This is a genomic window from Paenibacillus sp. FSL F4-0236, from assembly GCF_038000135.1.
Lineage (GTDB): Bacteria > Bacillota > Bacilli > Paenibacillales > Paenibacillaceae > Paenibacillus_AQ.
Genome location: NZ_JBBOBK010000001.1, coordinates 285,910 through 307,461, shown reverse-complemented (window position 1 = coordinate 307,461; position 21,552 = coordinate 285,910). Strand labels below are relative to the sequence as shown.

Genomic DNA, 21,552 nt, shown 5'->3' with positions numbered 1-21,552 from the left:
TGTTCCTCCCTACTCTGTACGTCTTATTGGCTTCCAAGCAGAAATGTAATTCAGTACGTTTTGCAGATCCTGCCGGAGAATATCTTTATAACTTGGTACTTCCCAACGATCTTTTATTTCCTTGTGGAGTTGTCGGAACAAATCACTTCGCTCCGATTTATCCGATTCAATGCTGCATACCTTTTTATTAATCCCTTGCTGTAATCGCCGCTGTTGTCCGCTATTTAAGGTGATCTGCTTGTCTACCTTTTGTTCAATTTCATCCACACGACCTACAATAAGTTCTTGGCTCGCCAACAAGTTGTGAGTTGCTTGCATAAGTGCTTTAAGTGGATCCATCGGTTTGTTGATAAGTTGCTTTACTCTGTAGTAATCGTCCACCAAAGCCTCGTATGCTTCCCACGCTTGATCTGTATTAAGTGACTTGGCGTGGAGCCATGCTCCTTTTTCAGTCCAGATATAAATCACAGGAGCAAATTTAAGGTTGTCGTCATTTTGGCGAGAAGCTTTAAAAGTTTTAAGTTCCTCCCCTTTGAGTGCGAAAAAGTGTTTTCCTTCAACGTAACGCGATTCATTACGTTCGAAATTTTTACTGATGATTTTTGTTTCAGTATCAAATGATTCCGCCAGCTGAGCTGTCGTTAATACACGTTGACCATTGTGTTCTATTGGTGTCGGATTGTTCATAAGCTTGTACCATCCTTTCGTTTTATGTGATCTGTGTGTTGCCATTTATGGATTCAGCGGAATGTCACACACCATTACGTGTCTTATTAAGACACTCCGCTTCAAAAAAATTTTCATATGGAATGTTGAACAAGTTGCTAAGTTGTGCGATTTCGTCAGCATAAAATCTACTACGATTATTTTCTTTTCTCGAGTAGGCATTAATTGATATACCTAGCTTCTCAGCTACATCTTTGCTAAGCATTCCACAGTTAACTCGAGCTGCTTTTACACTTAATTTGATTGTCCCTGCCATTTTCTCACCGCCTCTCATTATGTCGTGTCTTATTTTGACACCCTCAGAATAGCACCCCTTATATGCAACGTCAAGCCAATAAATGACACAAAATAATAAATAAGTTGTATAACGTGTCATATTAGGGTTATACTATTTCTACGCCATTATATGAAGGGGAGTTTGAAATGACGGGTTTAAACGACTCAAAAAATTTTTATGTGGCAACAGGAAAAAATATAAAAAAATACCGCGACATGCGAAACTATAGTCTTCAAGTGTTAGCTGAAAAAGTAGGATTGACTAAAAAAACAATCCAAAGATATGAGAATGGCGAGATAAAAATTGATATGAATCGTTTAAAAGATTTGTCTGTTGCTCTTGATGTCACAGTCAATCAGTTAACTGAAGGAGCATATACATATTTGGGTGCAGTGCCAACAGAATCCGAAAATATCAGTTTGCCGATTGTAGGAAAAATTTCTTGTGGTAATGGAGTTATAGCGTACGAATCCATTGAAGGTTATGAAACAACGCCTCGTTCCTGGATCAACGGAGGGGAATATTTTTATCTAAGAGCCAAAGGAAATAGTATGAACGGCGCTCGTATTTACGAAGGAGATTTACTATTAATACGAAGACAAGAAGAAGTTGAAGATGGGGAGATTGCAGCTGTACTTATCGATGATGAGGCTGTGCTAAAGAAAGTATACAGACAAGGAAACACGCTAGTGTTGCAATCAGCTAATTCTGACTACCCACCGATTATCTGTGGCGAGTTAGGCTCCAACATTCGAATAATTGGAAAACTCAAAAAAGTTGTTATTAACTTTTAGTAAACATAGATAGAGAAAAAGCCCGCCTTAAAAAGCGGGCTTTTTCTTATGTGTTTTGATAAAACATTATTATTATTCCAACAACAAGAATTGTATCTCTCATTTCAGTTTCTATTTCAATATTAGAGGCGGTTAAAAGGTACCCATTATCTCGATCATCAATTCTCCTAAAATTCAGTTGTGAAATATCATGTTCATTCGCAATGGCGCAAATATCGCTTGGCAAATATGTCCGTGACTCTCGTATTAATACTGTATCCCCTGAAAAAATACGATCACCACACATATCGTTATCAGTCACACGGTAATAAAATTCACCCATACTTTAACCCGCTCCCATGATGAAATAATATAAATAATTAACTAATTGGAGAACGAAATACCCTTCGTCTAAGGGTATTTCAGACCCAATGCACAAAGATGGACACAGTTCTAACTTGCAAGGCGTATTCTTACGCTCTTAGAATATATTCTAGCTATGAAAAGGATTGATCACCTCCAAAAATAAAATTTTGAATGAGAACGCAAAAAGGCCGCTACAGTTCAAGGGAACAATGGTCACGGAAAATCTCAATGCGGTTACCATAGTAACCGTAAAAAAGATTTTTTTTTAATGTGACCTTTCATTCAACCTTGAACTGTAACGGCCATGACTCGCATGAGAAATACTACCGTCTTCACTTACACACAGTTCTTTGTTGCTTAAATCCTCTTAAGGCGCTTGCCAGAGGTAATTAATAGAATTGCTTTACTGTAAGAGTACTATACCTGATAATGATTTTTGAGTCAAGAAGTGGATAATATGATAGTAATATTTACCTCTCTTTGATAGACTATTTTCAGAACAGCTCTGGGGGAATATTATGAAGAAAAGAATTGCTTTATCAATGATTTTGTCAGTTATTCTAATTTTACTTCCTGTTATCGCTAACGCGCATCCAGGTCGGACTGATGCAAATGGAGGACACTATTGCCGTACCAATTGCGCAAAATGGGGTTTAAAGAACGGAGAATACCACTATCACAATGGTGGAAGTTCAAATTCAAAACCAGCTGCCACTGCTAAACCAGCTGTTAAACCTACCGCAAAACCAACAGCAAATCCTACTGCTACACCAGCTCCAACTTTGCTTTTACCAAAGAAACAAATCGTTGGCACTCTTCAGGTTTACTTTTTCGATGTTGGACAAGGTGATTCTACCTTAATCCGGACTCCGAGTAATCAATATGTCCTCATTGACGGAGGTAATAACAATCAGGGTAAAAATGTAGTAAAGTATCTGAACGCTCTTGGTGTAAAGACACTTGATGCCCTGGTTGCTACTCATCCTGACGCAGATCACATTGGTGGGCTAGATGATGTTCTGAAGGCACTGGATGTGAAGGCCGTGTATGCGCCGAAGGTTTCGCATACCACTGAGACTTACAAAGATTTCTTAACCGCTGTGAAGAATGAGGGACGTACCATCAAAGCAGTGACTAAAGGAGTTACTATTCCTTTGACAGGCGTTGAGGCGAAGTTCCTGGCACCTATTAGAGCTTATGGGGATGACCTTAACGATTGGAGCGCCGTTTTAAAGGTTACACATAAAAACAAGTCCTTCCTCTTTACGGGTGATGCCGAGAAGGCATCAGAGAACGATATGTTAGCCGACGGAATGAATTTAAAAGCTGATGTATTAAAAGTTGGCCATCACGGTTCCAGTAGTTCAACCAACAAAGCATTCCTCGATGCCGTTAAACCACAGTACGCAGTAATAAGCGTAGGTAAAAACAATTATGGGCATCCAGATTCCGGAATACTTACAAGGTTGAAAAATGCGAATACTTCTATTTTACGAACTGATCAAAAAGGAACCATTACTGCAATAAGTGATGGCAATAAAATCACTTTCACATCAACTAAGGGGGTCAAGTAAATGCAGAAAGGAATCATTGATCGCTTTGAGGGTGAGTATGCCGTAATTGAATTTGATGGTAAAACTGAAGATGTCCTTAAATCAGAATTACCTCCAGAGATTAAGGCGGGAGATACCCTCATTTTTGAAGACGGCAAAGTCATAATCGATAGTGAGGCTACATCCTCACGGAAAAAGGAAATCGATAGTTTAATGGATGAGTTATTCGAGGAATAATAGTTATGCCCCGGCGAAAGCTTCCGGGGCATTTTTTTATGTAGTCACATGAATAACATCTTCTATATTAATCCATTCCCAGTCATCGTCACTTGTGCGTAGCTTTAACTGCCGCGATCGTTGATCTACTCACATTACAATACCACGAATCTCCTTATCATCTATTGGATCAAACAACTTTAACGTGATCGGGCTTTGATCCTCCATCGATTGGGCAAGTACCTGCTGAATCTCATCTAATGCCTGAGGAACTAGCTCAGGCTTGCTACGAACCTCTTCATTCCGCGAATCGTCCAGAATCCTCGCTTTATGTTCTGGCATTATCATACGACTGCCCTCCCATAGTTCATTACCTTCAAGTTTCTTTCTAGCCATATAATACCTCCTAGTACATCGTCCAATAATCGGTATTACTGCTTTCCATGCCCCACTGTATCTCCTGTGTCACTGTCTCAACCCTTTTAAATCGTGGGTCAGGCCGTTCCCAACCCTCGATAATGATTACTGTCTCAGGTGGCGTGTTTGGATTCCATTCAATATAATTTTCCTTAACCAATTCTTTCAAAGCTGCCTTAATTGGTACTGGCATACGTCCACTTAGACGTTCCAACTCAGGCAGACTTGGCATATGAGCATGATGATTTGCTGAGTGGGTCATAATCATAAGCAGTTTTCGTGCTGTATCGCTGAGCATATTCAACCCCCAAAATAAGAACATTTGCTTATATAATAATCAGAAAAATGTTCTCAAAACAACAAGTAACTTATTCACCAATTATGATATTAAATTATTTAATCTTATTCGCTCACTTAATTACATATATAGGTATTTTTGTATAGACATAATATATTTAATAAATTAATCTAATTGATGCAAGACTTATCGAACATATTTTGTTGTAATATAGTCTGGAGCAGACTACTAATTGGAACGTGAACAATTCCAATTCCAGCTAAAAAGGAGTGATAATATTAAATTGAAGTGAATTCCTCAGTATTGAAAGTACCTAGAATACATAAAAAAAATTGGGCATCAAGACTATACGATACCAAAAATGAAATGGAGTTATAATATGAAACGTAAAATATCAATAATTTTGTCAACAATGCTCATAATGATTTTAGCTCTACCGTTGAATTCTTCTTTTGCTATTCCAGGAGCAGGGGCAGTTTTAGATGGTCACGGATATCAATTAAATGTAGGTACAAATGAAAAAACCGTGGAATATTATTCGGATTTAGCTTCCGATGGGGATCTGAATACAGGTATAACGTTGGGACCAGCAGGTAGTTCGACAAGTACGCTGTGGATGAATTTTGATCGAAGTTTTAATGTTGACAGTATTAAAATAAAACACAATACAACAACAGTTGGAGATCTTTCTTATCTACAAATCGTTGGTACAGACGAAACTGTTGGAAAGCAAATAGGACATATTGGCAATGGTACTACTCCTTTAAATATAAATTATAAAGCTGATAAAATCTCGATTTCTAATAAATCATCGAAGTCTATTATAATTTATGAAGTTGATTTCTATACGACATCTACACCGATGCCAGTTGTGCTAGAACCGGAGACACCAACACCAACGGCTACTCCAGTGCCTACAGGAACTCCCAACCCAACTGTGACACCGACACCTACCGCTACACCAACTCCTACACCAACCGATATCGTACTCGGTAAATTATTCACACTTGGTAGTGGTATAAATACAGGAAATATAACTACTGATAAACTAACAGACGATAATATGGCTACATTTGGACAAGTTGAAAATTACAAATCATCTACTACAGGATTCTGGATTAAGTTACCTGAAGACTACTATATTTCGAAATTCAAAGTAGAATTTGCAAACGGTGGAAATCAAGCTTTCGGCGCCTATTTTTATGATGAAAATGGCACTGAAATCAAACAATCTCAACGCGTTATAGGAGGAGAAATATTAACTAAACAAGAACTTTCCGTAAACGTAGACAAAGTACGTTATATATTTTTAGGAAAAGCGAATTATGATCTAAAAGTATATGACTTTAAAGTATATGGTTATTTAACAAACCAACCTACGCCTACGCCAACACCTACTGTGACACCGACACCTACTGCCACACCTAAGCCTACAGCGACTCCGGAACAGCCAACAGGCGATCGAGCTATTCTTACCATCACTCTGGTAAATGGAACAGAAAAAGAATACGACCTACCAATTGTAGAAGTAGATGCATTCTTGAAATGGTATGACTCCCGTGATGCCGGCAGAGGCCCAGGTTCATATGCAATTGATAAACACTCATATAACAAAGGACCTTTCAGCAAACGTAATGACTATGTTGTCTTCGATAAAATTCTCATTTTTGAAGTAAGTGAGTATACAACTCAATAAACACTAACAACCCCGCCGACCAATTAAGGTTGACGGGGTATTTTTAATAATACATACTTATGCCAAAACCATCCTAAATTCAAATTCATTTCTCATGTAATAAGCATCAGCAACCTTAACGCTCACTGCACTCCATTTCTGGACTGGACCCTCACAATCAATTACACAGCCAGCCAGATCACCACGACATTCAAGTATATCAACCTGTGACTGCGACAGAGCAGCCGCTAGAAATTCTGCATCCGTCTTCAAGACTTTGTATACATTGCTCATATAACGTAATCCTCTCTGTCTTCCACAGGTTCTTCTAAAACTTTGGGTACTCTTATATAATTAATTGTATACTCAAGTACTTTTTTTCTCTCAATTATTCTAAATTCAGTTGCCTCTTCAGCCGACTCCTTATTGCCTAATAATATATTGTCTTTGTCCGTAGGGTGAAAAACATACCATTTCTTGTCGCTGTTCGCCTCAACAATATAAAACCCTTCACTTATATATTTGTTAAATTTCTTAATAAATTCTTTAAATGTATTTCGAGCACTAAGTAATAAGAACAAATTAACAACGCAATTAACCGCGAAGAAAATAGCCATCATAATCCAGAATTCTGCAGTAATTTTATCATCTGCACTAAAATTGCTGAAACTCGCTACCCCAGCAAAGAAGCTTGGTAATGCTGTAAAGATAGTTGCTGTATGTACTAATAAAAACATTACAGATATGATAATGTTCAGACCACTAGAAAGATGCTTGTCCAGCAGAGATTTCTTCGTGCTAACTATGTATTGAAGCGTCATATACGTAAATGAAGCTACGATAATAATACATGTTACAACAATAAAAGAAATATTGAGTGTGTACAGAAAAAAGGCAAACAAAGTCGCTAAAGTACAACTGATTATCCATTGTACAATGAAGTATGCTAATTTTACAGAAGCTCTTCTTTCTTTGGTAAACAATACTCTTTCTAATCTCGTCGAGGTCAGCGCTGTAATAGGTTGTGCCTTTAAAAGAGGTAGAATAATAGCCCCTAGTATGGCTACTAGTCCACCAGCACCGATAAGTTTATTGCTCAAAAATCCTATAATCTGATCCCACAACTTAACATCTCTCCAATCATCTAATTATTGGAGTAATCATACTTGTTTTGGAACATTATGTATATGATCTCTATATCACTGATAAGGAAAATGTGCCTGAACAAAAAAATCCCGCCGACCAATTATGGTTGACGGGATTTCGTTATTTAAGGTGGTCTTTTAAGATGCTTCCAAGTTCTGTTGTGTATTTGGTTAGCCTTAGGCTGATTTCAGTCCGCATCACATCTCGAGTTAATCCAAAGCGTTCCTGATATCCTCGGCAGAAGATTTTGTAATACGTGATAAAATCATCTTGCTCATCCGCCAGCATTTTGATATTCCGCTGCTTCAGCTCTTTCTGCAGTCGATAGGTATCTTGCATGATCCGTCGCTGTATGGATTCTCCAGCCATCAAAAAGGTACGTTTCAGTATGCTGCTGGAGTGTTCGAGCTCCTTCAGGCTCTTGCCGACCATCGTATCTATGTAGGGAAGCAAAATGAGATCTCGAACCATCGTGCGCTCCTCCGTAGTTATCATGTTATCTCGTTTCTCACGCTGCTGTTCCTCGTACTGCTCAACATGCTCAGTCATGATCATTTTCGTTTTCCAGCGTTCATTTCCCTCAAGCTTGGTCACAGTGACCCCTCCTAATGATAAAGCCAGTAATCAATATTAGTACCACCACTGCCGCTCTCTGCACCTTGTTGTGGCGTTTTTTCGTACGGCACGTTTCGTTCCCAGCCCTCGATAATAATTGTTGTCTCGATAAGCGTAGACGCATCCCAATCTATATAATGCTCCGCAGATAGCACCTTAAACCCCTTGATTATCTCTGCTGGTTGCCGTCCGCTCAATCGTCCCAACTCTTTGATGTTTGGCATCCGCCTGAAGTGATTTCTAAACTGCGATATAATCCGCAGCAGCTTGCGCGAAGTATCATCAAGCATGACGCTTCTCTGCAACCGGTCTCCAGGATAATATGCTATCAGCCAAGAATACCCGCGGTGAGCCGGTAGTCAGGCATGTGGCCCTGATGCGTCCGCCACGGATACCGAGGATCTCGATCTTGCGTTGTGTAATCTTCTCCGACTTGTCCTGGTATATAATTTCAACTATTTGGCCGATACTCATCTTCAAACTGATCGCCTCCGAAAATAAGAACATTTGTTTGTATTATATGCGCTTAATGGATTATTTAGCAATGGAAAATAAAGTTCACATATAGTTAGATAGTAAGTATCTAAAGAATATATTATTGTTTAAGAAATAGAGTAGGAGGAAGTAAATATGTGGGATTATATTCGTGATGACTTTTTGAGTTTTTTCGGGGCTTTATCCTTAACTGGGGGTTTAATTGGAGGTACTCTTTACCTGATAAAAAGATGGATAAATCAACTTTTCTCTAAAAATGCTGCTAAGTACAATGCCCAGCTAAATTCTGAAATTGAGTCATTAAAGCACGAATATCAAAAAAATTATAAAGATTTTGATTTGTATACATCAAAGAAGCATGAAAAATACCCAGAGTTACTTAAGAATATTGAGACAGCATTAGGAGGAATAATGGGTCTTCGTGGAATGGTTAACAGACTCAATTTTAAAAATGTTGACGCTGCAGATATTGAGTTATATTTAACCAAACTTGAATTTACCAATAGTGATAAAAACGAAATATTAGCTCTATGGTCAACGAACAAAGAAGTTGCAATTAGAAAAATAGAGGAAAGAAAAAAGTATATAGATTATTATGAGGCTGAGCAGAAATGGGTGGATGCTAATAATTTTTTCATTTTCAATCAACTCTTTTTTTCTGAAGAAGCGAGTATTGAAACACGGGAGACGCTCAATGTTCTTTTCGAATATTGGAATCATTTAAATCCTTCGTTTGGAATTCCCGAACGCGATGAAAGGGAAAGAATGGAGGAACTTAGAAACGTATTAATACCAGTTCGGCGTGATAAGTTGAAATTAATTTTAAAAAACGAACTAATAAAATCATTTTCTAAGTAATAATAAACTTCTAAATTATAAGATGAGAACTGGGCCCGTCAGGCAAAAGGCCAGCGGGTATTATTATGCCCAATACTTCCCTGCTCTTTCCTCCCCCATTAACATTTATAATTGGGCTAGAGGTGAAACTATGTTTATATCCCCTATGTTATTACAGACGGCTTCAGGGCCATTTTCGCACAACGATTATATATTCGAACCAAAAATAGATGGTCATCGTCTTATTTATTCTCAAGAGTCCGGTAAAATCCGTTTATATACCAGACACGATAATGAATGTACTCAACAGTACCCTGAACTACATTTCCCGTTTGCGGACGATGTTGTTTTGGATGGCGAGGTTGCCTGTGTCGATCCTACAACTGGTGTTTCAGACTTTGAATCTGTTATGAGTCGATTTCAGGCGAGACGAGCAGATAAGATCATAAAACTTACCAAAACGCTCCCCGTGTATTATGCCATCTTTGATATCTTGATGTACAAAGGTCAGGATGTGCGTGGGTTACCCCTGATGAGCCGTAAGGAGATACTGGCGGGATTAACTCTACCGTCTAATAGCTTTGGAGTAGTACCGCACGTGGAAGGTGCTGGAGAGGCTTTATTTGAACAGATCGAAACTCGTGGTATGGAGGGCGTAGTAGGTAAGCGTAAAAACAGCGTATACGAGACTGGCCGCCGCTCTCATGCGTGGCAAAAGGTCATCAATTGGACATATGCGGATGTTTTCATAACCGGATATCGCAAACAGGAATTTGGTTGGCTGGCTGCTGTTCCATCCAGTACATCTGGAAAACTTCGTTCAGCTGGGCTTATAGAACTCGGTGCTTCACCGATCCATAAGCAGGCATTCAGAGGCGTTGCCCAGCAGCTTGTAAAAGGCGAGGATAAGGAGTTTGTACACCTTGAACCAAAATTACGAGCAAAGGTAAGAATGAGGAACTGGACCAAATCTGGCATGCTTCGAAGCCCAGTATTTACGGAGTTTATCGTATAAGCAAAAAAAAATCCGTCTGGCATAAGCCCAGCGGTTTTTTTCATGTATGCTCTGAATTCAAATCGCCCCGGACAAACCTAGCACCAGCTATGCTAAAATCTCCAAATCCCTATAATAGTATTTTTATGTATATTGTATGTCTTAATTATATTAATACCAAATTTAAGATTTTTTGGTTAGACATTCTCTAATTAATGCATTAGTTTTATTTTGTATATTATGAGATATATTCCTACCAAGGTACTGGACATTGAACTTTTCAGGAATTACCGGGAATTTATTTTTAGGATGGAAGCAGATTCGTTAGAATAAAGGCAAGCCACCGAGAATGCTCTTAATGACCTTAGACAGGAGTTCCCTGATTATAAATTTAGCGCTACCTTTGGAGGAGGGATATGAAAAATGGCAATTAGTGTAATAATCAACAACCCTCAAAATGATTTTGAAGATAAGTTTTACATTCAAGTTGCGTATTTATCTTTTTTCAGAAGATGTTGGATACCTGGCATTAATGAACTAGGCTTGAGATGGGTTGAACTTTTTGAGTCAGGCGTTAATGTAACCGAAGAAGATTTGCCTTTCATTCTTGATGAATTAAGTCAATTAAAAAAATGGGTAGCCATCAATTTAAAGGATACTGACAAAGACTATTTCTTTGAAAACTTCGATCCACTTGTGGAAGAATTACCTACTGCATTTCAACGTAAAAATACCACTGTCTTTATTGGATAGTTGGTTCCCATACACGAAATAAAACTACGGTATGCTACAGAAGTCAGTATTATCAGAGTTCATTCTGTAACAACAAAAAACCCGTCAGGCACAAGCCCGGCGGGTTATTTTATTTCTGCTCTGAATTCAAACTGCCCCCGAACAAAATGAGATCCAGCGAGCTTAATAGAGTCTGGCGTATATCCCTCTACGATGCCACCGTAATCCATAAGATGACCTATTGGGTCCGGGTCTTCACGGTACCATACAGATACTTTGACTTGCGACAAGGCTGCAGTTAGAAAATCTGTATCGCTATGTAATATTTTATGTGTAACACTCAATCATGATCACTCATCTGAATGACCTCCGTACTCTGTCATATTGGTTTCATAATCTTTCATCATTTCATCTATAGACCTATAATCACCTGGGAGATAGTATTCAATGGGTAGTTTCTTCATACTCAAGAATACCGTTTCGAAATCATTGAATCCATAACGTGCAAATTGCGTTATCTCCGTCAAACGTTCATCTGGCGGCGCTGAATCAATAGTCATTAAATAGCCTACTGGTGGAAATGCTATTTCACTCATTATGGTTATCCCTGATGAATTTATATTACCAGCTCCCACAACTCCTGTCTGACGACTTCTAGATCCGCTAGTTAAATAAGTAAATAACCGAATGGACGGTTTTATATATTTTTCTTCCGGATTGAGTACAAATCTAACGAGATCAGGATGAGCTTTATGAAATGAATCTCCATTAGTTGAAAAGAACATTGTAATAACTTGCTTGATAATTCTTAAAGGAAAAATGTGAAATGGATAGAGAAAAGCACCCTTGCCGTCACTCTTAGAACTTAAAATAAAAGCTTGATAAGTCCAGTCAATAAAACTGTTTCCGTAATACGCCCCTGTATCATTATTGCATTTTTCACATAATGTGTAGGCGCCAGCTCCTTTCTGTTGAATTCGTCCTTTAATCTCTTCTCCTGGTAAGCTACTAACAAAATTTTCGAAATTCCCTTTTATCACTGGCCTGTCATTAAATGCTCCTTTAGGAGGAACATGTTCAAAGCTCAGTTTTCCATAATTACCACAAATATTACAAACTCCATCGGGCATCTTCGCCATGTTGTTCCCACCCTTAATTTCATTACCGTTTAATAGATTTATGATCGATAAGAGGAGGGTATCATCATTGGGACAATCTGTAAATAATTGAACAGGATAAATCATTCAACATGACGAATTGGTACTAGAAATACATAAGGAGGATGTTACATGATTGCTTATCATATTGATAGATCAAACTTACTCAAAGAAGGAATGTTAATAAATCCGGTACATCCGAGAATTAACCCTGAACTCTTGGCAGAAGTAATGAATAGGCGATTTCCAGAAGGTCTGTCTTTCCACGGTAATCATTATTTTGCCCGTCAAGCAAATAGTTTCATGAATTCAGATGGAAATCTGATTTCCAACAATATCCCATCGGTCAATGCCTATCTAATAGATAACATTTTTGAATATGAGAGGGTGATAAATTTTCCACATCGCCCTTCCAGATTTCAATCCATCTTCTGTTCGGAAACTGTTAGAGAAGCAAGAATATGGGTTGAGTTTTTCCAATTGGGCCCTGAAGCGAAAATATGGGAAGTAGAAATAGAACATGAAAACTACGCTAAGCTCGATGCAAAATGGTTAAAAGGCGACATCAATTCTTTATCCTTCATTAAATTTTCGCATTTTGCACAAAGATATTGGTCGGGAGAGCCTAATCCAGATGAATCTCAATTTGAGTTACTGCTTAAGCTTCCTGTTCTAGTAAAAAGGCAGGTTTAATTTCTTAACGCCCTTTGTTAAAATATTCGATTTCTTTAGGTGTGAAGTGATGTGACAGGTCAACATTCACTTCCCCTAAAGTAAGGTAAACCGCATTGAAATCAGCAGAATCCTCCCAAGCATAAGTAGGCCCTAAATTAAATACCGATTTTTCTTGATGGCTACGAGCAATCTCTTCCCTCACAATCGTCGAATCATTTCTTCATTCATTTCCAATCCCCCTAAAACTATTGGCAGATTATACCGTATAATATGGTAATATGAAATTAAAGGAGCTGAGTATCTTGAAGAAAGCAATCATCGGATTAGTGGCCGGTATGTTAATCGGTTCGGCCGGAATGGCCGCAGCTGCGACCACTCAGACTGTTCAGGCTGCCCTTGCAAAATTTACGTTTTCTGTCGATGGCCAGAAGCAAACAATTAAAAATGATCCACTTGTATATAAAGGCACTACATATCTACCAGTCCGCGAAGTAGCTGAAATGACAGGCTATGGACTGGAGTATGACAACACAAAAAAATCCATTGATCTTAAGTCGAAAGGAGGGAATATAGTGAGCACTCAAACGTGGACGCCTGCACGTGATATAAATCAAGAGTATGGCGTATCAGTTACGATTGATAAAACAACAATTGTTACTTACGGGGATTTGACGGTGGAGTTTCCACTTTCAATGTATGATCAATCCACCAATGATGAACGCGTCATCACAAATACAGAGAAAACCGCTTCACTTATGGTAAGAAACGGCTCTCTTTATTTTGGGGCTGATACTTTGAAAGTATTAGGTATTAGTCAATAATTTCCTCCCCCACGGCTTTGAACGAATAACTGAGTCACTACATTTGCTACGATACGTCCCAAACTATTTGGGGCTATTTTTATTTCATGGAATTGTCCCCGCTGCACTCTTCCGCTACCGTCTTTACTGAGATAAGGAACAATATCGATATCCTCCCCACTCGTTTCGGTAAACGGTACAGGATTCCCGTCCACTTCAATTTCTAAAGCAGTTGGCGTCGGACCTGAATAAATCCCGTATTCAATACCATGTATATGATTTGGAATATTAATTACATGCTGATGATTTGGCAAGTTGATACTGTGGGAGTGATTCGGTAAGTCGATCCCGTGCGAATGGTTTGGCAAATCCACTGTATGGTCATGTCCTGGGATTGTTACCGAGTGATTGTGTCCAGGTATAGTCACATTGTGACGATGGTCAGAAGTTAATATATGAGAATGTCCACCCGAAGGAGAAAAAGATACGGTCCCTCCTCCTTGAGTCATAAGGATGGTCCCTGATGGAATACCGTGGTTATGATCTCCAACAGCATTTACAGCATCAGGCACAGTTATTGCAAACTGCTGCCATGAGTTAGATGTGGTTGCCGACTCTACAGATGTCGATTTTGTCGTAGTCGTGGGAGCCTGTTCAGGGATTGAAGACGTTGATTGAACGCTCGATCCTCCACTCTCAGTTGTTGTCGCCAATCCTCCACCTGATGCTGTAGTTGTTGCCAGAGCACCGCCCGCTGCCGTGGACGTCGTTACGGCTCCGCCGCCCTCTATTGCCTTGCTATAAGCCCGGAAGGCCTCCACCTGAAACGACAACATGACCTTATTGATCCGTGCAGTCTCCTCAGGTACATAGAACTTTAGGATAGCTGGGTGTGTGGGATCTGCTAGCGTAGCAAGCACATGTTCACACTCGTATTTGATGACTGGTCCACTCTGATTCCGATTCATGGTATTTGGAACGATGCGGAATAACTCAACCCGCTCATTATTGTCATATAGCTCTACGAAATAAAACGGCTTACACTCGGCGTTCTTGGGATCGTCTCCCGGTAAGCTGAATGCAGCCGTCCATAACGAGTTAAGTGGCATGCTATATTCGATGTTAAATGCATTCTCTAGCCAAGCCACACGTCTCATCTGGGCATCGTAAATTGTTACTGGTGCTTTAGGCATCTATAGTCCCTCCTATATAAATTTATCCCGGTGTGTAATCCGGATTAATATCTCACGGCCAGTTGCCGGGTCTGTGTAGACAATGTTGTTATTGCCAAGGTTAAGGTCGAAGAAATCTCCATCCATCATGTGCAAAGCGTTCTGGCCGTTTTTGGTAAAAGTAAGGTTTTTGGAATCAATAACTATTCGATCGCCAGGAGCAAATGATCCGGTGAACACTATTTCATCCATGTGGTACCGGCTCCCGTTTGCAGTAAGAGTTCCGATACCATGCATAATCGCTTGGTGTAGTCGTTCACGTATAAACGTAGCCTTCATGCCACCCTCTCCGGTCATTGTGGCGGCAAAACTGATCTCCCGTACAAATGTCGCTTTCAATCCTCCCTCACCATGCAGAGCCGCTGATCCGGTTGCAATAATGTTTGCCCCAGCTTTCAGATTGCCATCACCACGAAGGACGGCACTTCCGAACACGAATACTGAAAACTCACGGTTAAAGGCAATGCGGTTAAATGATCCTCGATTAAACATAGACACGTCTCCTTTCCCTGAAAGTAAAATAAGCCCCTGCGTATACAGGGGCGAGCGCTAAATGAACAGGAATTATTCCATTTTTTATTCCTTGGTGGTGCCGTCCCGTTTACTGAAAGCCAACTCAAACAACCCCGTAGCTGACAACCCAGCCAGACCTCCAGCCCACAACCGAAGCACAAGTTCTAGCTCCGTAAACGGATAGGCAGCAGCCCCCACCAGTAAGCCGATAACCAAACCAATCAGCGGCAATATGTTTTTAGGAACGTTAACTGTATTCTTCACGAACTGTACGCCTGCCAACACAAAAACGGCGATCACCGAGGCGAACGCCAATACATTAGTTAGGTTTTGATTGTCCATTCTTTACTTATCCCCCTTTTGTTGTGCTGCCAGCCCGAGCCGGTAAAGAATTGTTATTAATCGTGCTTCCGAATATGACGCTGATTCTGGTGTATCAATCACTGGTTTTCCGTTAAGTACAGACGGTGTGCATGCAAATGCCTGTAAAGCCTCCTGCGACCATACTGGAGGTTTGGTGTTCGTTAATTCCAGCAATATAGCGCTCATTTCCTTAATCTCCACAGCCTGTTTGAGAGACTGTTCTTTAAGCACATCTTTGCTATTGGAGAGCCCAGCTACTATACCTGACAAAGCCTTTACCTCCGACCGTAATGCAGTCAGTTCTTTCTTTTCTTCTGCTGACAACTCATCCGCCTCCTCAAGTTTAGTAGGCGGTGTCTTCCCCGCCAGTAGATCCTTTACAGTTAAACCAAAGGTCATCTCTAAATGCGGTGGATCATAAATGGACTGAAACTCCGCACCCCAAAAGAAACCCAATTTCTTTGCAATGGCTGCTGCTCTCTTCCAATCGGGATTAACCGTCCAGATGTCCTTACCCTTTTCGTCCAGCAAACAGTAATCGAGAGCTAATCTGTATTGATGCATACTGGTTCCTGGCTTCGCGTTAGTGACCTTCACAGCATTTGGCTGCGCTTTGATATGCGAGTATCCCAAGGCATTCAGTATAGCCTGTGAGCGCCCTTTCCCGTATTCCACAGCTTGTTGATCCTTGGAACGGTACCCGCATACGACATATACTCGAAGGCCTTCCGTCCAACATAGGTCATACCATTCCTGAGCTTTTGCGGCGACAATGGGGCTTAATTCTCCGATCCGTTGAAGACTGGTTTCTTTGTGTCCCAATTACAGTCCCCCCTTGAATAAAAATGCGATGATTGCAAACACCGTACCAGCCAATACATATTTAAGTAGATCAATAAATACTTTTCGCTCAGATTTACTATCTGTTTGCGACTGCTGTAACAATTGGAACATGCGTGCATCCAAAGTATCCCACCGCCGCATAATCTCGTTAAACTGGATTTTCATTTCGATAGTAGATTCCTTTATCTGCTTTACATCTTCTTCGTGCCGGGACTGTTTTTCTTTCAGCAAACGCAACTCCGTGGAAAAGTTAAGATGTTCTGCACCAAAGCGCATAAGCTCATCCTGCATGCCTGTAAGCCTGTTCTCGACATCCTCCAACCGATGCAGCGGCATCACATCATCAGCCCCTCCTCCTTGATTGACTCCCCCGATGGTCATATAACAACTCCCCTCTCTATCTATCGATCAAAATAAATAGCCCCCGGGGATCCGAGGGCAAAATAAAAACGACTCTATGGGTAAAAAAAGATTTTATACAAATTTACTGAAGCAATCCATAGAAAAAGAAAAGCGCCTCCTAATATGGGGCGCTTTTATATAATTATATTTCGTAAGCACCAAAATTAAGATGATATGAAGGAATTGTCGTAAAGTTCGGTGCATCTACAACCACATAAACAGTTGTACCTGGTTTTACTATAAGGTTATAAAAACTCTGTGTCTCCGAAGTATTGGCTTTACCTGTATATAGAATTCCACTTTCCAGCCCGTTATTTGGACTAATTAATACACCTGCTCTTGTAGGGCCATTATCTTTATATCCTCCAACAGTTAAACTAAAACTCTTATAAGTGCTCGTAGTATTAGTCCACTTAAACCAATCTTGATCGGTAGCACTCTGTATAAAGAGATCATAAATTACTGTGCCTACTACCCCACCTGCACCATTAAGAACTAAGCTTATTGCAGTAGCTTGGCTATCCCCTAAACCTACAGCTCGCGAACTAATTTCAGTAGCAGCAGTTTCAGTTTCTTCAGCAAATGCGGAAGCCGATGGAATCAAAATTACGGCTGCAACAAGAAGTACGGATAGATATTTTTTTATTTTCACTATGCTTCCATCCTTCGATTAGATAGTTAATCGGCCGATTACATTTAAATAATATCACCATCTTAAAATTATACATATAGTTCATAAGTTTCCACATTTTTTTAAAAAAACACCACGAATTTTGTCCCTTAATGTAAATCAAAATTGAAAATCGTCTAATTCTGTAATTCGACATCTAGATATACATAAAAATGAAGGAATTTATATCCAGAGTAACACTAGTAAAAAAAATACTACCAGAATTATTTATTCTTCTATTTTCAACGGTGCGCCAGACTCATCGTATCCAAGAGTCTCAAGTCGCGCCTTTACAGCAGCTTTAGAACCAGCAGGAACCTGAGCAATTGTAATATCTCCATAGATAATGAGCGATGCCATAACGATAATCATTTGTATTCCACCTCCTTTCTCAGACTTCAATAGTAGCCATAATAAAAGGCGACTGATGACGTTCACCGTCATTCACCGCCTAATAGCATAGAGTAAATTTCAAAAAGTGCATTTTTGTTCTCTCTATCTTTATCTTCGATTAGCTTTTTTAACGCTTCATTTTCAAGCTTCAGCTTTTCAACTTCCGTCTGCTCCCCGGGCTTGGTCAGTTCGGCAATCTCTTCTGGTGTTAATCCTTCGACCCAAAGGTTATCAGGCTGCGCTGGAGGTGTGTACACTGGCTCAGGACCTTGTTCCTCACCCTCTACCCATTGCTCCCGCCAATCATGCAGCTCATCGGCATAGTCGCTCTGTGCCTCTAGTACAGCGTCCTGATAAGCATTCCATGCGACCAAATCAAAACGAGGATGATACAATCCTGTTGGCAACGGAATGCCTACAAGATAACCGATGATCTCTCGCGGCTGTTCTGGTTCAGGTTCTTCTGGTTCCACTTCTATGATCTCTTCATCTTCTGGCAGCTCCGGTGCTTCTTCCGGCTCCGGTTGGGCATAAAAAGGGACGACCCCAGTAAAGGAATCGTCCTGTATTACGTCCTCTATATACAGGCCATCCAACCCGATTGTAGGTACTGCTTTGCTCATGATATCCCTCCTTTATTCGACTCTGAACGTTGGCAGTCCATCCAGAAAAATGGCATCGCCACCCATACCGCTTAATACGTACACCTCGCCCGTTGGCATAATCTCCAGCCCGCCAAATACACGATTTGCGCCACTTCCTGATAAAACACCAAAGTCTAACTGATCCTTTGGTCTGTACCCTTCCGGTAATCGGAATACGACAAGGTTGGTGTTAACCGTTGACGTGGTGAATTTTAGCGCTCCTGTAAACTCAACAACTCCGTTAACTTTACGATAGGATGGGACTCGCGAACTGAACAGCGCAGTAAATCCGTTAAGTAACGTTGGAGCAATCCATCCTGGCGCGTCCTTCTCTGCTTTCTTCGCGGCTAACGCGCTGACCGCTGAACCTATCTCAGTCACTGCATCTGTTAAATCATGCAACTGTGCCTTCTCAGTGGCAGCGTAGAAGCCCGTAACTACTGGTACAGGAGATTTATCCAATTTAATGTAAGAGACGCTGTAAGGCTGTGATGAATCATAATCCGCTTGCGCAATGTTAAATCTCTCGCCGTATAACGTATCTACTAGTCCGAATGTTATTCTCCGCCACTTCTGGAATAGGCGTGATGACTCGTAAACCGACATAATACTAAAAACTTTGTACTTGAGCTTTGCTGACTCCATGCCTACGATACTAATATTTGACTCATAGTAGCTATTCCAAAGGTATGGTGTTATCCGCTCCCTCGATACATACCCACTACCTACCTCTATAAAGTTATCTCCTTCAAGTAGAGAAAGAGCGCCATCTTCCTGCACTGTTTCAGTTACAGGAGTTGCAAGACGATATAGGAGTTGATATGGCTTAAAGTCAACTGCGGGAGTTGTCGGCAATGTTGAAGTCCAGTTAGCGGTGGCTCCACTCGCCACGCTTGCCCACGCTTTTTCCCCTATTCCATTATAGGGATCTGTGCTATTCCAAACTCGCATTCTCCAACCATTAAAATACGCTTGTATCTCTGATTGTGATGGTGTATAGGAGTCTCCCCAACCGGAGTCAGCAGAGGAAACTACTACATAAACCCTTGAGCTTACTGAGTTTATGGCGTAAGTATCTGCTATATTCACGTTACCATCCCGCGGTAATGAATTTCCATTATATTTAATTGCTATTGCTGCTGTATTTGGAGAAGCACCCGCAGCAATAGCCGCAGGAGCTAAAAGGTTAGCATAAACCCCCTTAGCTCCTGTTGTGCTTGCGTGGTAACCCCATGACAAAAAACCGTCTAGCACCATCTCACGCCATAACCTCGTTACCTCATATCGCCCATTAACCTCACGCAGTATATCCGGTTCGCTGCCATCCATTGGGTTAGCGTGTAACTCTACTCCGCTAAAGGCGATAAGCGAATCTTCGCGTGGTTGGTACTGTGTGGCAGCGCTGCCGATTTCAAACTGAACATTATTATAACGAGTAGTACCAGCCGCTGTATTTCTAAAATACATCTGTACTTGCGTATTACTACCACTGTTGAAGGTTCTGGCAGTGGCAGCGTACGGACCCAAGGCTGAACTCCCCGTTGCATTATAAACTGCGATATTGATATTGGGATCTGCGTCTACACTAAGCGTGTACACTGTGTTTGGTAACACATCCACAAGCGCAGTAGCGAAAGCATTGGCAGCTGTTGACGTTAGCTCAAACGTTCCGGGTCCAGTCCAGTTTATTGCGGTTACGTTGTTTCTCATTACAAACTGTGACCGATCGGGCAGCAGATTCTTCCCATACCGTCTTACCCATAACCCATCTACTCCATTAATACCAGGAGGGACATACGGTAAGAGGCGATCAATAGCTTCGCCTGTGATTGTGGTTCCTATGGCGGCGTAATCTGCTGCAGATACCGCGTATAGGCGAATATCATCCATGTAGATAACTACTTCTCCCGCAACCAATCTACCCAATAACAATCTAAAACCAGATCCTACAAATGTGTTGTTTGCTGGTATTTTCATATAAACATGCTGCCAAGTCCCGACCACATTAGGAACAGTTGCTGAGTACCTATTATTAACCGTTCCAACATCACGAAGGGACATAATCGATAATTCAGAACCCACAATAGTACTAGACTCTATAAAAAACCATGCAGATAGGATATAGGTCTTGCTTGTATCTAGGGGTGTGATGAAGTCCTTAAAAATAGCGCTGTTCTGGCTCGACGTTGATACAGATTTAAACGATGACGCACCTGACCGCTTTTGTGTATTGGATACTGTGACGATAGCCCCTGATTGTGTCCACCCCGTTAAACTCTCTCCACTCCCAGCCCCACCAAGTAAATCTATTAACGTCCTACCCTGTACCTTTAATCCTTGTAGTCTAGCGTTCTTTGTTGCGTTTAGGATTTGTTGACCAGCGGATAGGACGATATCAGTTGTAGAATCGTTGGTTACTCCGGATAGGTCCGTTAGGTTTTTGCGAAATGCTTCGTGATCGTAGGCGGTGTAGTAACGGGCAACTTTCGAACCTATAGCCCAAGCCTTTGAGGTTGTACCATCAAACCCCCGCGTACATCCAGTTAACGTATTCCCCGACTTTCCTGTGTAAAGTATTGTTTCTGAACTCTCATCACTACCGATCGTAAGCACGTTTGGGGCTGCTGGTAGTTTTGTTACATCTACAACTGCTATTGATGTAACGGCCGATGTAATCGCCGCTGACAGTTCAGTCTGCGGACTATTTGATATAGCTGGGTACATTGTTTGTTGTGGCAAT

31 protein-coding genes are annotated in these 21,552 nt (G+C 40.7%); 9 read left to right on the top strand and 22 right to left on the bottom strand.

From position 1 onward, the window contains the following. Positions 1–9: 9 nt before the first annotated feature. Both NSQ29_RS01435 and NSQ29_RS01430 read right to left on the bottom strand, forming a co-directional pair. Positions 10–687: an ORF6N domain-containing protein gene (locus NSQ29_RS01435; RefSeq protein ID WP_341124188.1), complete on the bottom strand. Its 678-nt coding sequence runs from the start codon at positions 685–687 to the stop codon at positions 10–12. Positions 688–751: 64 nt separating this feature from the next. Beyond that, on the bottom strand, positions 752–982 hold the full coding sequence (locus NSQ29_RS01430) for a helix-turn-helix transcriptional regulator (RefSeq protein ID WP_341124187.1): 231 nt from the start codon (positions 980–982) through the stop codon (positions 752–754). A gap of 167 nt (positions 983–1,149) precedes the next feature. Here NSQ29_RS01430 and NSQ29_RS01425 point away from each other — a divergent pair, with 167 nt between their 5' ends. Continuing rightward, on the top strand, positions 1,150–1,797 hold the full coding sequence (locus tag NSQ29_RS01425) for a LexA family protein (protein WP_341124186.1): 648 nt from the start codon (positions 1,150–1,152) through the stop codon (positions 1,795–1,797). A 46-nt stretch (positions 1,798–1,843) separates the two neighbouring features. On the opposite strand, the gene NSQ29_RS01420 is transcribed toward NSQ29_RS01425, so the two are convergent. Then, on the bottom strand, positions 1,844–2,119 hold the full coding sequence (locus NSQ29_RS01420) for a S24 family peptidase (protein ID WP_341124185.1): 276 nt from the start codon (positions 2,117–2,119) through the stop codon (positions 1,844–1,846). Between the two features lie 541 nt (positions 2,120–2,660). Here NSQ29_RS01420 and NSQ29_RS01415 point away from each other — a divergent pair. Together NSQ29_RS01415 and NSQ29_RS01410 are read left to right on the top strand one after the other, a co-directional pair. Further along, on the top strand, positions 2,661–3,716 hold the full coding sequence (locus NSQ29_RS01415; protein ID WP_341124184.1) for an MBL fold metallo-hydrolase: 1,056 nt from the start codon (positions 2,661–2,663) through the stop codon (positions 3,714–3,716). Then, entirely contained in the window at positions 3,717–3,932 is a 216-nt protein-coding gene (locus tag NSQ29_RS01410) for a DUF3006 domain-containing protein (RefSeq protein WP_341124183.1), read from the top strand. A 129-nt stretch (positions 3,933–4,061) separates the two neighbouring features. Here the strand turns inward: NSQ29_RS01410 and NSQ29_RS01405 are convergent, their stop codons facing one another. Both NSQ29_RS01405 and NSQ29_RS01400 read right to left on the bottom strand, forming a co-directional pair. After that, positions 4,062–4,307 (bottom strand): YolD-like family protein, encoded by a 246-nt coding sequence (locus NSQ29_RS01405; protein ID WP_341124182.1) that lies wholly within the window; start codon positions 4,305–4,307, stop codon positions 4,062–4,064. A 10-nt stretch (positions 4,308–4,317) separates the two neighbouring features. Next, a complete protein-coding gene (locus tag NSQ29_RS01400) occupies positions 4,318–4,626 on the bottom strand; it encodes a hypothetical protein (protein WP_341124181.1) in 309 nt (102 codons plus the stop codon). A 379-nt stretch (positions 4,627–5,005) separates the two neighbouring features. On the opposite strand from NSQ29_RS01400, the gene NSQ29_RS01395 reads away from it, so the two are divergent. Then, positions 5,006–6,322 (top strand): hypothetical protein, encoded by a 1,317-nt coding sequence (locus tag NSQ29_RS01395; protein WP_341124180.1) that lies wholly within the window; start codon positions 5,006–5,008, stop codon positions 6,320–6,322. 57 nt (positions 6,323–6,379) lie between these two features. On the opposite strand, the gene NSQ29_RS01390 is transcribed toward NSQ29_RS01395, so the two are convergent. The 5 genes from NSQ29_RS01390 to NSQ29_RS01370 form a co-directional block, all read right to left on the bottom strand. Beyond that, the gene (locus NSQ29_RS01390; protein ID WP_341124179.1) at positions 6,380–6,595 is read right to left on the bottom strand and encodes a hypothetical protein; all 216 of its coding nucleotides are present in this window, start codon (positions 6,593–6,595) and stop codon (positions 6,380–6,382) included. Beyond that, positions 6,592–7,425 carry a hypothetical protein gene (locus NSQ29_RS01385; RefSeq protein WP_341124178.1) on the bottom strand — a complete coding sequence of 278 codons (834 nt, stop codon included), beginning with the start codon at positions 7,423–7,425 and terminating at the stop codon, positions 6,592–6,594. Before NSQ29_RS01385 ends, NSQ29_RS01390 begins: the two co-directional genes overlap by 4 nt. Before the next feature lie 142 nt (positions 7,426–7,567). Continuing rightward, positions 7,568–8,041, bottom strand: a complete 474-nt coding sequence (locus tag NSQ29_RS01380) for a hypothetical protein (RefSeq protein WP_341124177.1) — start codon at positions 8,039–8,041, stop codon at positions 7,568–7,570. Positions 8,042–8,052: 11 nt separating this feature from the next. Then, on the bottom strand, positions 8,053–8,286 hold the full coding sequence (locus NSQ29_RS01375) for a hypothetical protein (RefSeq protein WP_341124176.1): 234 nt from the start codon (positions 8,284–8,286) through the stop codon (positions 8,053–8,055). A 58-nt stretch (positions 8,287–8,344) separates the two neighbouring features. Then, a complete protein-coding gene (locus NSQ29_RS01370; protein ID WP_341126712.1) occupies positions 8,345–8,536 on the bottom strand; it encodes a hypothetical protein in 192 nt (63 codons plus the stop codon). 156 nt (positions 8,537–8,692) lie between these two features. On the opposite strand from NSQ29_RS01370, the gene NSQ29_RS01365 reads away from it, so the two are divergent. The 3 genes from NSQ29_RS01365 to NSQ29_RS01355 all read left to right on the top strand — a co-directional run bounded on the left by NSQ29_RS01365 (position 8,693) and on the right by NSQ29_RS01355 (position 11,141). After that, the gene (locus NSQ29_RS01365) at positions 8,693–9,415 is read left to right on the top strand and encodes a hypothetical protein (RefSeq protein WP_341124174.1); all 723 of its coding nucleotides are present in this window, start codon (positions 8,693–8,695) and stop codon (positions 9,413–9,415) included. 130 nt (positions 9,416–9,545) lie between these two features. Next, the gene (locus NSQ29_RS01360; protein WP_341124173.1) at positions 9,546–10,409 is read left to right on the top strand and encodes an ATP-dependent DNA ligase; all 864 of its coding nucleotides are present in this window, start codon (positions 9,546–9,548) and stop codon (positions 10,407–10,409) included. Between the two features lie 402 nt (positions 10,410–10,811). Next, positions 10,812–11,141, top strand: coding sequence for a hypothetical protein (locus tag NSQ29_RS01355; protein ID WP_341124172.1), 330 nt, complete (start codon positions 10,812–10,814; stop codon positions 11,139–11,141). Between the two features lie 104 nt (positions 11,142–11,245). Here the strand turns inward: NSQ29_RS01355 and NSQ29_RS01350 are convergent, their stop codons facing one another. Together NSQ29_RS01350 and NSQ29_RS01345 are read right to left on the bottom strand one after the other, a co-directional pair. After that, positions 11,246–11,464 carry a hypothetical protein gene (locus NSQ29_RS01350; RefSeq protein WP_341124171.1) on the bottom strand — a complete coding sequence of 73 codons (219 nt, stop codon included), beginning with the start codon at positions 11,462–11,464 and terminating at the stop codon, positions 11,246–11,248. A 6-nt stretch (positions 11,465–11,470) separates the two neighbouring features. Further along, complete coding sequence (locus NSQ29_RS01345; protein WP_341124170.1) at positions 11,471–12,259, bottom strand: hypothetical protein; 789 nt, start codon at positions 12,257–12,259, stop codon at positions 11,471–11,473. Between the two features lie 150 nt (positions 12,260–12,409). On the opposite strand from NSQ29_RS01345, the gene NSQ29_RS01340 reads away from it, so the two are divergent. After that, the gene (locus tag NSQ29_RS01340; RefSeq protein WP_341124169.1) at positions 12,410–12,970 is read left to right on the top strand and encodes a DUF2441 domain-containing protein; all 561 of its coding nucleotides are present in this window, start codon (positions 12,410–12,412) and stop codon (positions 12,968–12,970) included. Positions 12,971–12,974: 4 nt separating this feature from the next. On the opposite strand, the gene NSQ29_RS01335 is transcribed toward NSQ29_RS01340, so the two are convergent. Then, a complete protein-coding gene (locus tag NSQ29_RS01335; RefSeq protein WP_341124168.1) occupies positions 12,975–13,154 on the bottom strand; it encodes a hypothetical protein in 180 nt (59 codons plus the stop codon). 100 nt (positions 13,155–13,254) lie between these two features. Between NSQ29_RS01335 and NSQ29_RS01330 the strand changes: the two genes are divergently transcribed. Then, positions 13,255–13,773 carry a stalk domain-containing protein gene (locus tag NSQ29_RS01330; protein WP_341124167.1) on the top strand — a complete coding sequence of 173 codons (519 nt, stop codon included), beginning with the start codon at positions 13,255–13,257 and terminating at the stop codon, positions 13,771–13,773. Here the strand turns inward: NSQ29_RS01330 and NSQ29_RS01325 are convergent. From NSQ29_RS01325 to NSQ29_RS01285, 9 genes are all read right to left on the bottom strand, one after another. Next, a complete protein-coding gene (locus NSQ29_RS01325; RefSeq protein WP_341124166.1) occupies positions 13,767–14,945 on the bottom strand; it encodes a hypothetical protein in 1,179 nt (392 codons plus the stop codon). The two genes, NSQ29_RS01330 and NSQ29_RS01325, sit on opposite strands and share 7 nt — an antisense overlap. A gap of 12 nt (positions 14,946–14,957) precedes the next feature. Then, positions 14,958–15,476: a phage distal tail protein gene (locus NSQ29_RS01320; protein ID WP_341124165.1), complete on the bottom strand. Its 519-nt coding sequence runs from the start codon at positions 15,474–15,476 to the stop codon at positions 14,958–14,960. An 84-nt stretch (positions 15,477–15,560) separates the two neighbouring features. Next, positions 15,561–15,839 (bottom strand): holin, encoded by a 279-nt coding sequence (locus NSQ29_RS01315; protein ID WP_341124164.1) that lies wholly within the window; start codon positions 15,837–15,839, stop codon positions 15,561–15,563. 3 nt (positions 15,840–15,842) lie between these two features. Next, positions 15,843–16,682, bottom strand: a complete 840-nt coding sequence (locus NSQ29_RS01310) for a M15 family metallopeptidase (RefSeq protein WP_341124163.1) — start codon at positions 16,680–16,682, stop codon at positions 15,843–15,845. Continuing rightward, positions 16,683–17,084 (bottom strand): hypothetical protein, encoded by a 402-nt coding sequence (locus NSQ29_RS01305; RefSeq protein WP_341124162.1) that lies wholly within the window; start codon positions 17,082–17,084, stop codon positions 16,683–16,685. It abuts the gene before it with no gap. 163 nt (positions 17,085–17,247) lie between these two features. Continuing rightward, positions 17,248–17,757, bottom strand: a complete 510-nt coding sequence (locus NSQ29_RS01300; protein WP_341124161.1) for a hypothetical protein — start codon at positions 17,755–17,757, stop codon at positions 17,248–17,250. A 246-nt stretch (positions 17,758–18,003) separates the two neighbouring features. After that, positions 18,004–18,147 carry a hypothetical protein gene (locus tag NSQ29_RS01295; protein ID WP_341124160.1) on the bottom strand — a complete coding sequence of 48 codons (144 nt, stop codon included), beginning with the start codon at positions 18,145–18,147 and terminating at the stop codon, positions 18,004–18,006. Positions 18,148–18,215: 68 nt separating this feature from the next. After that, positions 18,216–18,791 (bottom strand): hypothetical protein, encoded by a 576-nt coding sequence (locus NSQ29_RS01290; protein ID WP_341124159.1) that lies wholly within the window; start codon positions 18,789–18,791, stop codon positions 18,216–18,218. 12 nt (positions 18,792–18,803) lie between these two features. Continuing rightward, positions 18,804–21,551: a hypothetical protein gene (locus NSQ29_RS01285; RefSeq protein ID WP_341124158.1), complete on the bottom strand. Its 2,748-nt coding sequence runs from the start codon at positions 21,549–21,551 to the stop codon at positions 18,804–18,806. Position 21,552: the final 1 nt, after the last annotated feature.

Coding starts and splice junctions, on each gene's coding strand:
- NSQ29_RS01425 (WP_341124186.1), top strand. CDS start 1,150: ATGACGGGTTTAAACGACTCAAAAAATTTTTATGTGGCAACAGGAAAA.
- NSQ29_RS01325 (WP_341124166.1), bottom strand. CDS start 14,945: ATGCCTAAAGCACCAGTAACAATTTACGATGCCCAGATGAGACGTGTG.
- NSQ29_RS01395 (WP_341124180.1), top strand. CDS start 5,006: ATGAAACGTAAAATATCAATAATTTTGTCAACAATGCTCATAATGATT.
- NSQ29_RS01430 (WP_341124187.1), bottom strand. CDS start 982: ATGGCAGGGACAATCAAATTAAGTGTAAAAGCAGCTCGAGTTAACTGT.
- NSQ29_RS01295 (WP_341124160.1), bottom strand. CDS start 18,147: ATGATTATCGTTATGGCATCGCTCATTATCTATGGAGATATTACAATT.
- NSQ29_RS01315 (WP_341124164.1), bottom strand. CDS start 15,839: ATGGACAATCAAAACCTAACTAATGTATTGGCGTTCGCCTCGGTGATC.
- NSQ29_RS01390 (WP_341124179.1), bottom strand. CDS start 6,595: ATGAGCAATGTATACAAAGTCTTGAAGACGGATGCAGAATTTCTAGCG.
- NSQ29_RS01370 (WP_341126712.1), bottom strand. CDS start 8,536: ATGAGTATCGGCCAAATAGTTGAAATTATATACCAGGACAAGTCGGAG.
- NSQ29_RS01375 (WP_341124176.1), bottom strand. CDS start 8,286: ATGCCAAACATCAAAGAGTTGGGACGATTGAGCGGACGGCAACCAGCA.
- NSQ29_RS01405 (WP_341124182.1), bottom strand. CDS start 4,307: ATGGCTAGAAAGAAACTTGAAGGTAATGAACTATGGGAGGGCAGTCGT.
- NSQ29_RS01435 (WP_341124188.1), bottom strand. CDS start 687: ATGAACAATCCGACACCAATAGAACACAATGGTCAACGTGTATTAACG.
- NSQ29_RS01320 (WP_341124165.1), bottom strand. CDS start 15,476: ATGTTTAATCGAGGATCATTTAACCGCATTGCCTTTAACCGTGAGTTT.
- NSQ29_RS01415 (WP_341124184.1), top strand. CDS start 2,661: ATGAAGAAAAGAATTGCTTTATCAATGATTTTGTCAGTTATTCTAATT.
- NSQ29_RS01340 (WP_341124169.1), top strand. CDS start 12,410: ATGATTGCTTATCATATTGATAGATCAAACTTACTCAAAGAAGGAATG.
- NSQ29_RS01365 (WP_341124174.1), top strand. CDS start 8,693: ATGTGGGATTATATTCGTGATGACTTTTTGAGTTTTTTCGGGGCTTTA.
- NSQ29_RS01360 (WP_341124173.1), top strand. CDS start 9,546: ATGTTTATATCCCCTATGTTATTACAGACGGCTTCAGGGCCATTTTCG.
- NSQ29_RS01410 (WP_341124183.1), top strand. CDS start 3,717: ATGCAGAAAGGAATCATTGATCGCTTTGAGGGTGAGTATGCCGTAATT.
- NSQ29_RS01420 (WP_341124185.1), bottom strand. CDS start 2,119: ATGGGTGAATTTTATTACCGTGTGACTGATAACGATATGTGTGGTGAT.
- NSQ29_RS01345 (WP_341124170.1), bottom strand. CDS start 12,259: ATGGCGAAGATGCCCGATGGAGTTTGTAATATTTGTGGTAATTATGGA.
- NSQ29_RS01355 (WP_341124172.1), top strand. CDS start 10,812: ATGGCAATTAGTGTAATAATCAACAACCCTCAAAATGATTTTGAAGAT.
- NSQ29_RS01290 (WP_341124159.1), bottom strand. CDS start 18,791: ATGAGCAAAGCAGTACCTACAATCGGGTTGGATGGCCTGTATATAGAG.
- NSQ29_RS01305 (WP_341124162.1), bottom strand. CDS start 17,084: ATGACCATCGGGGGAGTCAATCAAGGAGGAGGGGCTGATGATGTGATG.
- NSQ29_RS01400 (WP_341124181.1), bottom strand. CDS start 4,626: ATGCTCAGCGATACAGCACGAAAACTGCTTATGATTATGACCCACTCA.